Origin of the sequence: Mesorhizobium sp. Ca11 (assembly GCF_020165275.1) — a bacterium.
GTDB lineage: Bacteria > Pseudomonadota > Alphaproteobacteria > Rhizobiales > Rhizobiaceae > Mesorhizobium.
On the sequence record NZ_JAIUHU010000010.1, the window covers coordinates 180,931 to 196,878 of the forward strand.

The window sequence follows — 15,948 nt, forward strand, 5'->3', positions numbered from 1 at the left end:
GAAACGCGCTGGACCATGATCCGGCCAGGGGGAAGCATGTTTAGGGCAGGTGCATTAGCCCGCCTGACATAGGGCTTTCTTCGATGTGGAAAAGAAAACCCGCCGGATCGCTCCGGCGGGTCCTGGTCTTCAGCCAAGATTACGGCTTGAAGTTCTGGATGTTGGCGCCCGCCGGATCCTGCAGCATGCGCCGCGGCTGGCGCTGCGGCACCAGTTGCTGCAGCACATTCGGGTTGAGCAGGATGCCGGGGTTGATCTCGATGTCCGGCTGCCTGCGGATCGGGTAGCAATCCGGATACTGTCCGGCCGTTCCGGCCGGGCAGCGCCGCCGGGTGAAAACCGGCTGGCACTGTCCGTCGATGAACTCCGCACCCGGTGCGCATTCCACCGACGCCTTGCGGCAGGCGCCGTTGCGGATTTCGGTCCCGCGCGGGCAGACGCAGTCACCCCGCTTGTTGTGGACCTGGCCGCGAATGGCGCACTGCTCCTGGCTCGGCTTCGGCCGCTGGCAGGCCTTGCCCCGCGCCACCAGGCCGTCCGGGCAGGCGCAGTTGCCGTTGGCGTCGCGCAGCTGGCCGCGGACCGGGCACTGCTTCGACACGATCGGCCGGCAGGCGCCGCCGCGCACCTCCATGCCACTCGGGCAGACGCAATCGCCATCGGCGTTGCGGGACTGGCCGCGGATACGGCACTGGGCGGGCGGCTCCCTGTCAGGCACGCAAGCCTTGGCGGCACGGTCGAGATGCGTGCCTTTCGGGCAGACGCAGCCGTCCGTCGTCAGCACTGCGCCACGAATCGTGCATTTTGGCGGGACGACCTGGCACACGCCGTTCACCAGCTCGCCGCGGCGGCAGACGCAGTTGCCGTTCTGGTCGCGGTACTGGCCGGGACGCAGCGTGCATTGCGGCTCCTGCGGCTCTTCGCCCCGCACGCATTTGCCGTTCTCCAGCTCGGTGCCGCGCGGGCAGACGCAGCGTCCGTCCTCGGTGCGGATCTGGCCCTGCAGCAGGACGCAACGCTGCGGCAGCGGCAGAAGCTTGCTGCCACCGGACGAGCATTGGCCGTCACGGAAGATGGTGCCTTCCGGACAGACACAACGGCCGGCCGAGTTCAGCACCATTCCATACAAGCACTGGTTCTTAACCTCTCGGCTGACGGTGAAGGGATGGCACGCATAGGCCTTGCCGCGATCGCCCTGCATGCCGCTCGGCGTGCGCGACAGCACGTCGCCGCCGCTTTGCACCGGCGTGTTCGGCGAGAGCACGCCGACGCAATTCTGTCCCGTGACCGTGCCCTTGAGATCGGCAAGCCGCCTGTCGTCGGGAAGGGTCACGGTGACATGGTGCTTGCGGCTTTCCCCGGCGCCGAGCGCCAGGTTGGCGATGCAGGACGCCGGCAGCGTCGCCGGCTCCGGCGAGCAGCCGAAAGGCGGCTCGATCGCGGTGATCCGGACGCCTTCCAGCCTGCCGATGCCGTCGATGCCGATCGCATCGCCGATGCGGACCGGGCCGGAGAAGGGGGTAGGCCCATCGTTCGTGATGGTGATCTCGAATGAGCAGGGCTCTCCCGGCCGGCACTCGGCATCGCCGGTCTTCTCGACGCGGATGGTCGAGCCGCCGCCGCCTTTCGCGCAGGCCTGGCCGATCGGGTAGACGATATCGTCCCCCGGCGCCGGCCCGTAGGAGCCGCGCGCGCAATTCTCAAACGCGCCGTTGCCGCTCACCGTCACGTCGAAGTGCCGGCTGGTTCCGGGCGTCATCACGGCGCCGGGAATCTGGCACGACAGCGTGTTGGCAGGCACCGGTCCGCAAGCCCAGTCCGCACCGTCGGGGGTGACGCTCTGGATTTGCACAGGCGCTCCGCCCGACACCAGCGTGGCGGCATCGTTGACCCGCACCGGGCCGGTGGGGGCGGCGATGCCGACATTGGTGACGGTGATGCGGCAGGAAACAACCGCAGCGCCGGCAAGCGAGCCATCGCAGGTCTTGGCGATGCGCAGTCCGGCCTGGCCGCCATTCGGATGGCGGATGCGCTCGGTGGCGCAGGCCTTGTTGTTGGCGAGGTTGACCTCGCCGGCAATGCCCTTCACCTCGGCGCAGTTCTCCACCGTGTCCGGCCGGTAGTTCGCCGGCATCACCGCTCTGACGACGATCGGCGTCGAGGCGCCCGGAGGCAGCGAGATGCCGGCATTGTCGCAGCGGAACTGGCCAGGGCCGTTCGGTCCGCAGGTCCATGGCGGGCTCGGCCCGAAGGTCGACGAGGTCGGCGCGCCGCCGGGGTAGGTGTCGATCACGGTCAGCGGCCCGTTATAGGTGCCGGTGCCGTTGTTGATGATGTCGATCACGAAAGTGCAGGCGCCGTCCGGCGTGCAGACCGGGGTACGGGCGCGCTTCTTAAGGATCAGGTCGACCTTCTTCTCGACCGGCGGATTGCACTGCGGATCGCGATCGCCGCGGCGGCAGATCGGGATCGAGGCGCAGCCGCGGTCGTTCTGCTGGCTGCCGAACAGCGGCTTGCCGCTGGCCTGGTAGTCATAGGCGGCGCAGTTGCGCAGCACGCCGCCTTGCCAGCCGCCCGCCGGCTTGAAGCCGAGCTTGAGGTTGACGGAGGCGCCGGGGTTGAGCGTAGTCGCCGGATAGGTGCAGGTCATCGGCGGCGTGCCGGGCGCGCAGACCCAGGGCGCGTTCGGCCCGGAGGTCAGCACTGAGCCTGCCGGCAGCGTCACCTCGTCGAGCACGATCTTGCCGTTATAGGGCGCGTCGCCGACATTGGTGACGGTGATGGTGAAGTCGCAGCCGCCGGCCATCGTGCAACGCGGCACGTCCGCATGTTTTTCGACCTTGAGGTCAGGCTCCTTGTCCTTCGGCGGGCATCTCAGGTCACGCGGGACGACGATGTCGATCACCTGCGTGCAGCAGAGCCCCCAGCCTTCCTTCGGCCCGGCATAGGTCTCGATGCCGGTGACGACGAGGTGGATGGTTTCGCCGGGCGAAGCGCCGATGATCTTCCAGTTCAGCACGCCGCCGCCGATCGGCACCTTCTGCATGTCGGGAACGATGCTGACGCCGGGCGTCGTCGTCGACACCTGCACCCATTTGTCGCCCATCTCCGGGCCGACCGGCATATGATAGATGAAGGCGCCGCCGCCTGGCACGCAATCGACCGTGCCGCGCTCGACTTTGAAACATTCCTTGCCGGGAGGTGGTGGCGGCGGGTTGCACTTGATCAAGTCGATCTTGATCGAGGTCTTCACGCCGGTCAGGAAATCACCGTCGTCCGGTCTGTCCGGATCCTGCGAGTGGATCGTTGTTGCCGGACCGCCCCTGAAGGCCACCTCGATCTCACCCTGGTTGTCGACCGTCGTCGGCACGGGAAAGGTCGCGTGGTCTATCCTGGCGGTGATGCGGAAGGTGATGACGCGTTCGTTCGCAGCACCCGCGCCATCAAGGTTGGCAGCGCTGATGCGGAAGTTGGAAACGCTGGCCGTGTCGTTCGGGCTGTCCGACGTGCCGATTGAAGCAGCGGGCAGCGCTCCGCCGGAGGCGCTGGTGCCGTCGCCGGAGACATCGACGCCGACAATCTGCAGGCCGTGCGGCAGCTGGTCCTTGAAATCGAGCCTTGTCGCTTTGAGCAGGGCGGCCACGCTTGGGCGGTCGAAGTCCTGCGGGTCGCCATGGATGCCGAAGCTCAGGACATATTCGACCGTATCGCAGCTTTTCTGGCTGCCTTTCTTGGTGAAGAAGGGCACGATCCGCGCGAGCTCCGCATTGATACCGCGTGACGCCGGATTGGCGGCCTGATTGGTCTTGGCCGGAGCCTGGTCCTGGGCGAGCGCCGGCAGTGCCGGCATCATGGCGACCGCGATACCGGCCGCCATCAGCCAGCGCGCGCCGCGCCTGGCATATGACAGGGGTTTCATGATCGTCTCCATGACGGGTTTCGGGTTGCTCGAAACGAAGCGGGAAAGGGCGAGATTGCTCATCTGTCCCTCCCTCAACGTTCGCAGCTGACGGCTGGCGTTCTGAGCGGCAGCGTCATCTTGCAGCAAGGATAGTAGCCACCCTTGTCCTGGTCGGACTTGCGGTAGAAGCAGAGCCCGACATTGACGGTGTCGCCCGGATCATGGCCGGTGATGTCGATCGTGTAGGGCTTGCCCGGAACATGCGACATGGGGGTTGATACCCCGACGCCGGGCGTCCTGGACTGCGCCTTGATCGAATCGCCGCCAAAGCCGGCATGGTCATGGAGATAGAGTTCGGCCTGAAGCCCGCGTGGCGTGCAGTAGTAATGCACGTCCTCGACATCCATGCAGGGCGGCAGGTTGCCGGGCGGCGGGAAGTCCGGCGGATAGAACGGAGGCAGATAGCCGCCGCCGGGGATTTCCTCATAGTAGCCGGCGCGGCCCTCACAGGGGCGCCAGACCCTTACGTCGCCGACATGGCCTTGGACGTCCGGGTCTTCGAAATAGCCGTCGAAGTCGACGAACCATGAACCGAAGGGCGGAACGTTCGCCGGCTTGACCAGCGCGCTTGGCGTCAGCTGGACGCCATGCACGGCAAGCGGCCCGCCGGCGGCGAGGCGCTCGGCAAGTTCGGGATTGTCGCGCAACTTGTCGCCGGTGTTGACGACGGTGTCGGTGCAAACGGAAGTGTCGAGATTGCCTTCGGCGTCATAGCGATATTGCAGGTCGACGCCGCCGGCCGACTGCCGGTTGCCCTGCGGGAAGCCGACGGCATATTCCTGCGGCACCTCGACCCAGGCCGATTCCGTTGCCGGATCGTCCGGATCCTCGCGCCAGTAGCGTATCAGCTCGCCTTTGCCGGAATCGGCGAAGCGGCTGTAATCGTAGCGGTTCTCGACCGGGCCGCGCTGGGCGAGATACATGAAGCCCTTATTGTCGAAGGCGATGTCGGTGACGGCATAGTCCTGGTCCGCCTTGACCGTCAGTTCCCAGCGCGGACCGCCGGCAAAGCCTCCGTCGCTCGCGATGCCGACCGACCAGATTTCGGCCTTCTCGCCGACGGAATAGTAGAGCCGGCCACCATGATAGGCGACGGCCCAGACCCGGCGCGCATCCTGCGTGTAGCCCCAGGTCGCGGGGTCTTCGCTATCGAAAGCGGCAGCCTGGATGTCCATCACGGCGGTGTCGTCGGCGACCGGGGCTAATCCATGCGCGGGGCGCCCGGCGACGCCATGGTCGAAGCTGTCGATCAGATTGCCCTCGATATCGATGCGATGAATGAGTCCGGTATCGAGATCCGAAGCGAAGAACTGGCGATGGGTAGCATCGAAGGCGAGGTTGCCGATGCCCGGCCCGCTGTTGGTATCGATGTCGGCGAATTTGGAGACGGCGCCCGTGATGCCGTCGATCTTCCAGATCGTGCCTGGTCCGCCGCCATTCTCGGTGCCGAACTGACCCTGCATGAAAGTGGCGCCCGCGGTGCCGCGGCGCTGCCGTTCCGGCCTGCCGTCATGGTCGGCGTCCGGCGTGACGATCTCGACGCCATGCAGCGAGGTCGCAGCCGCGTAGAGGTTGGGAACGCCTGAGGGCACGCCGTCGCGCACGCCATCGTCATAGGCGAGGCCGAACACCTCGCCGATCTGCCCGGCCGTCACCTCGAAGGGCGGCCGCGTGTTGACGAGTTGGCCGGAAGCGGGCCCGCCGAGATGCGAGACGTCGAAAATGCGCAAGGATGCGCGGGACGTATCGATGAAGGTCTCGTCGACCGGGTCGACGCCGGGGGGCAGACCCAGATCGAAATCGGGAATGGTGGTGCCGGGGAAGCCGGTGACCGCCATCGATCCGGGATAGATGATCTGCGTTTCCTGCGCCTTCGCAACGCCGAGCCACAAGCCGGCGGACAGCGCCAAAGCCAGAATTCCGCCGCTTGTTGCGATTGCGCGGCGCAAACGGCGGCCACGGGAACGCAGGAACGAGCCGCGAACGCCAGACATTGAACTCCCCCCGAAGCCGCTGGAAGGAACGTCCGCCTCTACCGCGCCAACCAGGGCAAGGCGCGGCGTTGCGGCACGTTCTTCCCCGTTCGAATTGTCTGTTTTCCTCTTGGCGACGATACGCCGGCTGCTGGGCAGGGTCAACGGAATCAGCCGGAAGCCCAGCGCGTCGACCCCTTCCCGAAGGGGGTGATCGCGCTGGATTCCCGTTGTTCCCGGAGACCGCGAAGTCTCTGGGTTTCTGGTCATGGCGGCTTTCCTTTCCGGGCCGCGCCATTGCGGCGCCTGGCCGTCAGTCGCTGGCCGGCATGGAAAGGTTCATGGGAGGATAGCGGGGTGGAAAGTGTTTGCGGTCGCCAGGGGCGTTACCAGATCCAGTCGCCCCGGCCGAGCGCCGATACCGCCTCGACGATGCGGGTGAAGCTCGTCCGTGCCCGGCCGATCATGTGGCGGCCTCTGAGGTAGCCATGCACCAGGCCCGGCTCCTCGAACCAGGCGGCGCGCCCGCCGGCCGCGATGACCCGGTCGCGATAAGCCTCGCCGTCGGATGACAGCGGGTCGCACTCGGCGGTGATTAGCACCGTCGGCGGCAAATAGGCGAAATCGGCGTCGGCCAGCGGATAGAGCGTGATGTCGCCGGTCTGGTCGATGCCGCCGGTGCGGATATGCTTGTAGAAGTGGAGATCGCGCACGGTCAGCATCGGGGCCTCGGCATGGGTGACGTAGGAGCCGCGCGAATGGTCGCCGCCGAGCCCGGGATAGATCAGCATCTGGCCGGCCGGCTTCTTTTCATGGCCGCGCGTCGCATGCGCTACCGCCGCGCAGAGATTGCCGCCGGCGCTGTCGCCGCAAAGCACGACAGGGCAGTCATAGGTCTTGGCGGCCCATTCGAACGCGTCCATGGCGTCGTCGAAGGCGGCCGGATGCAGATGCTCCGGCGCCAGCCGGTAGTCGACCGAGACCACCTCGTAACCGGTGCGGGCGCAAAGCTCGGCGCAGACATCGTCATGGCTCTCCAGCCCGCCCAGGATAAAGCCGCCGCCATGAAGGTAGAGCACCATCGCAGCGTCGTTCGGCTCCGCGTTGCGATAGATGCGGATCGGGATGCCGTCGGCGATGCCTGTCGTCAAGGCGGTCACGCCCTGCGGATAGCCGGCAAAGAACTCCCGGCACATCCGGTCATAGATCGCGCGCTGCTCTTCGATCGTGTAGTCGATCGTGTCCGGCGGATAGTAGGAATTGGTCTTCTCGATGAAGGCCCAGGTTTCTGCGTCGATGAGGGTTTTGTAGTCGGTCATGGGTGCGGAACAGGTAGCCAAGGCCTCGCTCCGTCATCTCCGCAGAATCACTTGCCCTTCCAAACCGGCTCGCGCTTCTCCGCGAAAGCCCGGAACCCTTCCATATTGTCTTCCGACCCGTAGAGCTTATCGACCGTCGGCAGCTGCCGGCGCGTCACCTTGTTCATGGCGTCCTGGAAGGTCAGCGCCTCGGCCACCCGCGCCGTCTCCTTGATTGCGGCGAAGACCAGCGGTGGGCCGCTGGCGAGCAATCTTGCGATCTCCCAGACGCGCTCCTCGAGCTTGTCCTTAGGCAGCACCTCGTTGACCAGGCCCCAGCGATGCGCCTCGGCAACATCCATCCAGCGGCCGGTGAACAGAAGGTCCATGGCGATATGGTAGGGGATGCGCTTCGGCAGCTTAATGGTCGCAGCGTCGGCCAGCGTGCCGGCGCGGATCTCGGGCAGCGCGAAAGAGGAATGGTCCGAGGCGTAGATGAGATCGCAGGACAGCGCCAGCTCGAAGCCGCCGCCCACCGCCATGCCGTTGACGCAGGCGATCACCGGCTTGTTGAGGTCGCGCAGCTCCTGCAACCCGGCAAAGCCGCCGACGCCGTAATCGCCGTCGACGGCATCGCCGGCCGCCGCCGCCTTCAGGTCCCAGCCGGCGCTGAAGAACTTGTCCCCGGCCGTCTTGACGATGGCGACGCGCAGCTCGGGGTCGTCGCGGAACGCCTTGAAGGTCTCGCCCATCAGCCGCGACGTCTTGAGGTCGATGGCGTTTGCCTTCGGCCGGTCGAGCGTGACCTCGAGGACAGCGCCTTCGCGGCGGGTGGTGATGACGTCAGCCATTCTTCTTCTCTCCAAGCACCAGCAGGGCGTCCGCGATCCAGGCGCCCTTGCCTTCGGCGCACACGATCAGCGGGTTGATGTCGAGTTCCTCGATCTCGCCCTCGTTCTTCTGCACGAAGTCGGCAATGCCGGCGATGGCGTCGATGGCGGCGTCGACGTCGGCCCGCGGCCGGCCGCGATAGCCTTCGAGGAGAGGATAGAGTTTCAATCCGCGCAATGCCGCCTCGATGTCGTCGCGCGTCGCCGGCAGCATCAGGGTCACGCTGTCGCGCAACAGCTCGACCAGCACGCCGCCGGTGCCGAGCGTCATCACCACGCCGAACATCGGATCGCGGGTGAAGCCGACGATCAGCTCGGCGACGCCGTCGCGCACCATGCGCTCGGCATAAAGCCCGGTGCCGAGCGGCAGAAGGTCATGCGCGGCGGCGCTGACGGATTCGGCGTCCTTGAGGTTCAGCCTGACGGCGCCGACTTCCGACTTGTGCGTCACGCCGAGCGCTTTCAACGCTACCGGGAAGCCCAGCGTCATGGACGAGATCACCGCCTCCACCGCGTTGGAGGCGCGTTCGCCCTTCGGCACCGGCAGGCCGGCCTTGATCAGCCTTTCCTTGGCCTCGGCCTCGTCCGGCGTTACGCGTTTGGCTTCGGACGTGCCTGCCGCGGTGGTGTCGACCGGCTGCGCCTGCGGCTCATGCCAAGCCCAGCCGATGAAGGCGGCGGCTTGGGCGGCGTCCATGGCTTCCGAGATGCCGAACAACGGCACCATGCCGCGCGCCATCAATCCGGCGGTGTATTCCTCCGGCAGGTTTTCTGGCAGCGAGGAGACGATCGCGCCTTGCGCCTTGTTGGTTTTCAGCGCCGCCTCGAAGGCGCGCAGCGTTGCCCACCAGTCGACGTCGGAACAGCGGTCCGGGCGCGGGAAGTCGAGCACCAGCATGTTGAGGTCGAAGCCGCCCGACACCATGGCGGTGAAGGTGGCGGTCATCGCCGGCTCGTTGTTCCAGATGAAGGTGTGGTAATCGAGCGGATTGGCGACCGCGACCAGCGGTCCGAGCGTCGATTTGACATGCGCGCGGTGCTCGGCCGTCAGGGCCGGAAAATGCACCCAGCGCCCTTCGGCGCTGTCGGCCATCACGGAAGCCTCGCCGCCCGAGCAGCTCATCGACGAGAGCCTGTAGCCGGGCAATGGTCCGGTGATGTGCAGCAGCTTCAGCGCCTCGATGAAGGCGGGAATGGAATCGACGCGCGCGATGCCCAGACGCTTCAGGAAGGCGCCGGAGGCGGCGTCGGAGCCGGCCAGCGAGGCCGTGTGCGACACCGTCGCCTGCCTTGCCTGCTCCGATCGGCCGACTTTCATGGCGATAATCGGCTTCTTCAATTCGCGCGCCCGTGCCGCCAGCTTCTCGAAGCCGGCGACCGAATCGAAGGCCTCGATATGCAGGCCGAGCGAGGTGACGCGCTCGTCCTCGATCAGGCCCAATGCCATTTCCGAAAGGCCGGTCTGTGCCTGGTTGCCTGCCGTCATCAGGAAGGCGATCGGCAGGCCGCGCTTCTGCATCGTCATGTTGATGGCGATGTTGGACGACTGGGTGATGATAGCGACGCCCTTGCCGCCTTCGGCCAACCGGATGCCGCCGTGCTGGTCGGGCCAAAGCAACGCGCCGTCGGCATAGTTGATCAGGCCGTAGCAGTTCGGCCCGATGATCGGCATCTGGCCTGCGGCGGCGACGAGCTCGGCCTGCAGCCGCTCGCCGTCCTCGTCATAGGCCTCGGTCTCGAGGAAGCCGGCGGCGAAGCAGACGGCGCCGCCGGCGCCGCGTTCGGCCAGCGCCTTGATCACCTCGATGGTCAGATGCCGGTTGACGCCGACGAACGCGGCGTCCGGTGCTCCGGGCAGGTCGGCGACGGAGCGATAGGCCTTGCGGCCGGCGACCTCGTCCTTGGTCGGATGCACCGGCCAAATCTCGCCGGCAAAGCCCATCTTGATCGACTGCGCCACGACGGCGGCGGCCTGCGCCCCGCCGAACACGGCGATCGATTTCGGGCGCAGGAGACGTTCGAGTTTATGCATGGCCATCTTTTCGTTTGAGCGCGATCTTGTCCAAGGCCGGATCCGGGCCTTGGCGCATCATGCTCTAAGCTCCGAACGGACGCAGCAGCGCCCGCGAAATAATATGTCGCTGAATCTCCGACGTGCCTTCCCAGATGCGCTCGACGCGGGCATCGCGCCAGATGCGCTCCAGCGGCAGGTCGTCCATAAGTCCCATGCCGCCATGGATCTGGATGGCCTCGTCTGCGACGAAGGCCAGCATTTCGGTGGCCTTCAGCTTGGCCATCGCCATGTCCTGATCGGTGACGGTGCCCTGATCGTACTTCCAGCCGGCTTCGAAGACCATCAGGTCCGCGGCCTTCAATTCCGTCGCCATGTCGGCGAGCTTGAACGAGACGCCCTGGAACTTGCCGATCTGCTGGCCGAATTGCTGGCGCTGCGCGGCATATTCGATGGCATGCGAGAGCGCGCGTTCGGCGCGGCCGAGGCAGGTGGCGCCAACCTGGAGACGCGTGGCGCCAAGCCACGAATTCGCGACGTCGAAGCCCTTGTGCACTTCGCCGAGCACCTGGGAAGCCGGCAGCCGGCAATCGTCGAATTCGAGGATCGAATTGGTGTAGCCGCGATGCGAGACATTGCGATAGCCGTCGCGCACCGTGAAGCCCTTGGTGCCCTTGTCGACGAAGAAGGCGGTGATCTTCTTGCGCTTGCCGCGTGGCGAATCCTCTTCGCCCGAAGCCATGAACACGATGGCGAAATCGGCGATGTCGGCATGCGAGATAAAATGCTTGGTGCCGTTGAGCACCCAGTCCGAGCCGTCCTGCACCGCGGTCGCCTTCATGCCGCGCAGGTCGGAGCCGGCGCCAGGCTCCGTCATCGCCAGGCAGTCCGACTTCTCGCCGCGGATGCACGGGAAAAGATACTTCTCGCGCTGCTCCGGCGTGCCGGCAAGCAGGATGTTGGACGGACGCGCCACGCAGGTCCAGTGCAGCGCGTAATTGGCGCGGCCAAGCTCCTTCTCGTAGAGCAGCCAGCTCACCGTGTCCAAGCCGGCGCCGCCGACATCGGCCGGCATGTTGGCGGCATAAAGCCCGGCCTCGATCGCCTTGGCCTTCAACTCGTCGATCAGCTCGCGGCGCAGCACGCCGGTGCGCTCCACCTCGCGCTCATGCGGGTAGAGCTCGTTCTCGACGAAGGCGCGCGTCGTCTCGACGATGAGCTTCTGTTCTTCCGAAAGACCGAAATGCATCGCCTCAGCCCTTCTTCTTGCTCTTCTTCGCCTTATCGCCCTTGGCGGGCTTCTCAGCCTTTGCCGGCTTGGCTGCCTTCTTCGCCGGCTTGGGCTTTTCGGCAGTTTTGGATGGAGTCTTCTTCGCTGCCAGCTTGGCGAGTTGCCTGGTATAGTCCTTATGCAGCGCGCCGGCACCCCAGCCCTTGCCCTTGTTCTGCCTCGACAGCGCCTCCATGATCGCGACGAGATTGTCGTCGCGGATGCGCTCCAACTCACGGATCGACAGCCCGTGCGCCTGTTCGTCCGACTGCGTGGCGATCAGGTCGACCAGCTCGTCATTGAACTCGGGCACGTCCATCAGCTTGGTCCACGGCCATTTCAGGCAGGGCCCGAACTGCGCCATGAAGTGGCGCATGCCGGCTTCGCCGCCAGCGACGCGGTAGACCTGGAACATGCCCATCTGCGCCCAGCGCAGGCCGAAGGAATAGCGCATGATGTCGTCGAGTTCCTCGACGGTGCAGATGCCGTCCTTGACCAGCCACAGCGCCTCGCGCCATGCGGCCTCGAGCAGGCGGTCGCCGACGAAGGCCTCGATCTCCTTTCGCACCACCACCGGCTTCATGCCGATCGAGGCGTAGAGCTCCTTGGCCACCTCGATCGCCTCGGGGAAGGTCTGCTCGCCACCGACGATCTCGACCAGCGGCAAGAGATAAACCGGGTTGAACGGATGGCCGACGACCAGCCGCTCCGGATGCTTCTTCATCGCCACCTGCATGTCGGTCGGCTTGATGCCGGAGGTCGACGAGCCGACAATGGCGTTGGCGGGCGCATGCTGGTCGATCTCGGCCAGCACCTTGTGCTTGAGGTCGAGCCGCTCCGGCACGCTTTCCTGGATGAAGTCGGCGTCGGCAACCGCCTCGGCGATGGTCTTGGCGAAGGTGAGCTTGCCTTCCTTGGGCAGGCCGCCGGGCAGCATCTGCTTGTAGGCGCGGCGCGCGCCCTTCATCACTTCGCCCACCTTGCGCGAGGCTTCCGGATCCGGATCGAAGATCGACACCTCGATGCCGTTGAGCAGCAGCCGCGCCACCCAGCCGGCGCCGATGACACCGCCGCCGATCGCGGCCGCCTTGTTGATGATGCTCATGCTTGTCAGGCTCCGGTTCTCGTCTTGGCTGTTTCGGGATCTGTGAGGGCCACGCGCTCGCCGGCGCGGATCACCGCCGGATCGTAGGCCTTTCGGGCGAAGACCTCGAGCACGAAGGGCCGGAAGAACTCGACCGGCAGCGTCTCGTAGTCGGGATCGAAGCTCGACTGGTCCCAGCGCTCGCAGAACTGGTCGCAGTCATCGAAATAGAGGTGGCCGGCGAAGCGCTCGCGGGCATGCCGGTTGCCGCCCAGGTGATGCGCATAATAGAGGCGCTGGAAGTCGCCATGCTTTTCCACCACCCAGGTGCATTGCTCGCGCACGAAGGGTTTCAGGATCGCAGCCGCATATTCGTCGTGGTTGTAGGGCGCGTAGATGTCGCCGATGTCGTGAAGTAGCGCTGAGACGATCCAGTCGGTGTCGGCGCCGTCGCGCCAGGCGCGCGTCGCCGCCTGCAGCGAATGGCCGAGCCGGGTGATCTTGTAGCCGGAAAGACCCTCATCCAGCTGTACGAGCGCGTCGAGCAGCCGGTCGCCGGTCTTGGCGGCGTAGTCGATCTCATGGGCGGTCAGGAATTCATAGTCTTCCTTGTCGCCGTCCTTCATCGCAGTGAACTTGACGGTATCAGCCATGGCCAGCGCCCGCCTTACGCCGCGGCCGCGATCGGTGCCCGCTTGGTCAGGTTGAGCTTCTTGCGCACTTCCTCAGGCCCCAGGATACGCGCGCCGAGATTGGTGACGATGCTGGCCGCGCGCTCGACCAGCTGCGCGTTTGTCGCCAGCACGCCCTTGTCGAGCCACAGATTGTCTTCCAGGCCGACGCGGACATTGCCGCCGGCAAGCACGGCCGCCGCCGCATAGGCCATCTGGTTGCGGCCGATCGAGAAGGCCGACCAGTTCCAGGTCGAGGGCACGTTGTTGACCATCGCCATGAAGGTGTTGAGGTCGTCCGGCGCGCCCCATGGCACGCCCATGCAGAGCTGCACCAGCGCATCCGGGTCGAGCACCTTTTCCTCGACCAGCTGCTTGGCGAACCACAGATGTCCGGTGTCGAAGGCCTCGATCTCGGGCTTGACGCCCAGCGCCGTCATCATGCCGCCCATGGCGCGCAGCATGCCCGGCGTGTTGGTCATCACATAATCGGCCTCGGCGAAATTCATCGTGCCGCAATCCAGCGTGCAGATCTCCGGCAGGCACTGGCGCACATGCTCCATGCGGTTGGTGGCGCCTCCCATGTCGGTGCCCTTCTCGTTGAGCGGCAAAGGCGCTTCCGGCGAGCCGAACACCATGTCGCCACCCATGCCGGCGGTGAGGTTCAGCACCACGTCGACGTTCGCTTCGCGGATGCGCTCGGTCACCTCGCGGTAGAGATGCACGTCGCGCCTCGGCTTGCCGGTCTCGGGGTCGCGCACATGGCAATGGACGATCGCCGCACCCGCCTTGGCGGCGTCGATCGCCGAATCGGCGATCTGCTTGGGCGAACGCGGCACATGCGGGCTGCGGTCCTGCGTGCCGCCGGAGCCGGTCACGGCACAGGTAATGAAGACCTCGCGGTTCATCGCAAGCGGCATCTTGATCCTCCCAGATTCGATCGGCCATGCATGCCACCCAGAAGCGGGAGCCGATAGCGGCACGGCATGCACGGCAATTCACCAAGAATGCCCGACTTGCCGGAAACTGTTTTGCGTTTTACGAAGCTCTCATGATCAAAAGCGAAAAGCCGACCATCTTTCGATCCGAGCGCGAGAGGCTCAAGGTTACGCTCCTCGTGTTCTCGGGGTCCTCGATCATGTGCGTGGCTTCGGCGGTCGACCCGCTGCGCGCAGCAAACCGCATCTTGGGCGAGACGCTGTTCGATTTCAAGCTGGTCTCGGTCACCGGCGAGGCGCCGGTGACGACATGCGGCCTCCCCGTGGCCGTCAGCGGCCGCTTCGACGCGGCCGAGGCCACCGACATGCTGGTTGTCGTCGCCGGCTTCGGCACGCAGAACTACGCCACCTCGGCCTTGCTCGCGGGTCTGCGCAGGGCAGCGCGCGCTGCACGCGCTTGCGGTGGTGTCGAGGCCGGCACCTGGCTGGTGGCACGCGCCGGCCTGCTCGAGGGCCGCAGCGCCACCACGCATTGGGAAGACATGGAGGATTTCTCGACCGCCTTTCCGGGCGTCGATGTGCGGCCGGACCGCTACGTCATCGACGGGCCGGTCTTCACCTCCGGCGGCGCCTCGCCGACCTTCGACCTGATGCTGCATCTCATCCGCACGAGACTCGGCATGGCCGCCGCGCTCGATGTGGCGAGCGTCTTCATCTACGACCAGGCGCGCGCCGCGACCGACGCGCAGCCGCTGGTCTCGCTCGGCCGGCTCGACGGCTACGATCCTAGGCTTGCCCAGGCGATCCGGCTGATGGAAGCGCATGTCGACCAGCCGCTCACCATCGACGCCGTGGCAAAACGCGCCGGCGTCACGGCAAGGACGCTGGAAAGCATTTTTCGCAAGTCGATCGGCGAGACGCCCGGCGCCTATTATCTGAGGCTGCGCCTCAGCGCCGCCCGGCGGCTCGTGGTCGATACGCGCATCGCCATGGCCGACATTGCCGGGCGTACGGGCTTTTCCTCCGCCGCAGCATTTTCCAGGGCATTTTCAAGAGCTTTCGGCGAGGCCCCGGTCAGGCTGCGGCGCGGTTGAGAATCCAGTCTGTCGCGGCGGCGAGGTCATCGACCACTGCCGTCGGAGCTGGATCGTATCGCGTCTCGTCCTTGGGTCGGTACTTGCCGGTTCGCACGAGCAGCGCCGCGCCGAGCCCGGCACGCAGCCCGCCGGCGACATCGCTCTCCGCGTCGTCGCCGACCATGACCGCATCGGCCGCAGGGCAGTTCAAATCGGCGAGCGCCGAAAGGAAGAAGTCCGGCGACGGCTTGCCGAGCACGACGGGTTTTCGGCCGCTGGCGAATTCGAGGGCCGCAACGAAAGCGCCGGCGTCGAGGCTGAGCTGGCCGTCCGCATCCTTGAAGGTGCGGTTGGTGGCCAAAGCCACAAAATCGGCACCGGCGGATAACGCGCGGAAAGCACGGTTGAGACTGGCGTAGCCGAACGCCTCGCCGGCATCGCCCACGACGACCGCCTTGCCGCTTCCTCCCTCCAGGCCCGAAAACTCTGCTTCGAGATTGGGATGGATGAGCAGATGCGGCTCGCGGCCATGCCTGCGCAACCATTCGATCGCAGCGCGCGCCGGCGTCAGCAATTCTTCATCCGCAACTTCGATGCCCATGGCGGCAAGTTGCGCGACGATCTTGCTGCGCGGCGAGCGTGTCGTGTTGCTGACAAAGCGGAGCGGCAGGCCGGCCTTGCGCAAACGCCCGACCGCGGTCACGGCTCCTGCGATCGGGGTATCGCCATCATAGACGACACCCACAAGGTCAAGCAGCACCGCGCGTATCATCGGT

11 protein-coding genes are annotated in these 15,948 nt (G+C 66.0%); 1 reads left to right on the plus strand and 10 read right to left on the minus strand.

Annotated features, from left to right (window positions below):
• Window positions 1–139: 139 nt before the first annotated feature.
• From LB538_RS19310 to LB538_RS19350, 9 genes are all read right to left on the minus strand, one after another.
• Complete coding sequence (locus LB538_RS19310; protein WP_224531724.1) at window positions 140–3,982, minus strand: DUF11 domain-containing protein; 3,843 nt, start codon at window positions 3,980–3,982, stop codon at window positions 140–142.
• Window positions 3,983–3,993: 11 nt separating this feature from the next.
• Window positions 3,994–5,955 (minus strand): hypothetical protein, encoded by a 1,962-nt coding sequence (locus tag LB538_RS19315; RefSeq protein ID WP_224531725.1) that lies wholly within the window; start codon window positions 5,953–5,955, stop codon window positions 3,994–3,996.
• Between the two features lie 365 nt (window positions 5,956–6,320).
• Entirely contained in the window at window positions 6,321–7,253 is a 933-nt protein-coding gene (locus LB538_RS19320) for an alpha/beta hydrolase (RefSeq protein WP_224531774.1), read from the minus strand.
• Between the two features lie 47 nt (window positions 7,254–7,300).
• Window positions 7,301–8,083, minus strand: a complete 783-nt coding sequence (locus tag LB538_RS19325) for a carnitinyl-CoA dehydratase (RefSeq protein WP_224531727.1) — start codon at window positions 8,081–8,083, stop codon at window positions 7,301–7,303.
• Complete coding sequence (locus LB538_RS19330; protein WP_224531729.1) at window positions 8,076–10,154, minus strand: acetate--CoA ligase family protein; 2,079 nt, start codon at window positions 10,152–10,154, stop codon at window positions 8,076–8,078. Before LB538_RS19330 ends, LB538_RS19325 begins: the two co-directional genes overlap by 8 nt.
• Before the next feature lie 64 nt (window positions 10,155–10,218).
• Window positions 10,219–11,382, minus strand: a complete 1,164-nt coding sequence (locus tag LB538_RS19335; protein WP_095768160.1) for an acyl-CoA dehydrogenase family protein — start codon at window positions 11,380–11,382, stop codon at window positions 10,219–10,221.
• Between the two features lie 4 nt (window positions 11,383–11,386).
• Entirely contained in the window at window positions 11,387–12,508 is a 1,122-nt protein-coding gene (locus LB538_RS19340; RefSeq protein ID WP_224531731.1) for a carnitine 3-dehydrogenase, read from the minus strand.
• A gap of 5 nt (window positions 12,509–12,513) precedes the next feature.
• On the minus strand, window positions 12,514–13,140 hold the full coding sequence (locus tag LB538_RS19345; RefSeq protein ID WP_224531733.1) for an HD domain-containing protein: 627 nt from the start codon (window positions 13,138–13,140) through the stop codon (window positions 12,514–12,516).
• A 14-nt stretch (window positions 13,141–13,154) separates the two neighbouring features.
• Window positions 13,155–14,078 carry a 3-keto-5-aminohexanoate cleavage protein gene (locus LB538_RS19350; protein WP_224531736.1) on the minus strand — a complete coding sequence of 308 codons (924 nt, stop codon included), beginning with the start codon at window positions 14,076–14,078 and terminating at the stop codon, window positions 13,155–13,157.
• Window positions 14,079–14,209: 131 nt separating this feature from the next.
• On the opposite strand from LB538_RS19350, the gene LB538_RS19355 reads away from it, so the two are divergent.
• Entirely contained in the window at window positions 14,210–15,190 is a 981-nt protein-coding gene (locus LB538_RS19355) for a GlxA family transcriptional regulator (protein ID WP_224531738.1), read from the plus strand.
• Here the strand turns inward: LB538_RS19355 and LB538_RS19360 are convergent.
• A complete protein-coding gene (locus LB538_RS19360; RefSeq protein WP_318011856.1) occupies window positions 15,171–15,932 on the minus strand; it encodes a TIGR01458 family HAD-type hydrolase in 762 nt (253 codons plus the stop codon). The two genes, LB538_RS19355 and LB538_RS19360, sit on opposite strands and share 20 nt — an antisense overlap.
• Window positions 15,933–15,948 lie beyond the last annotated feature (16 nt).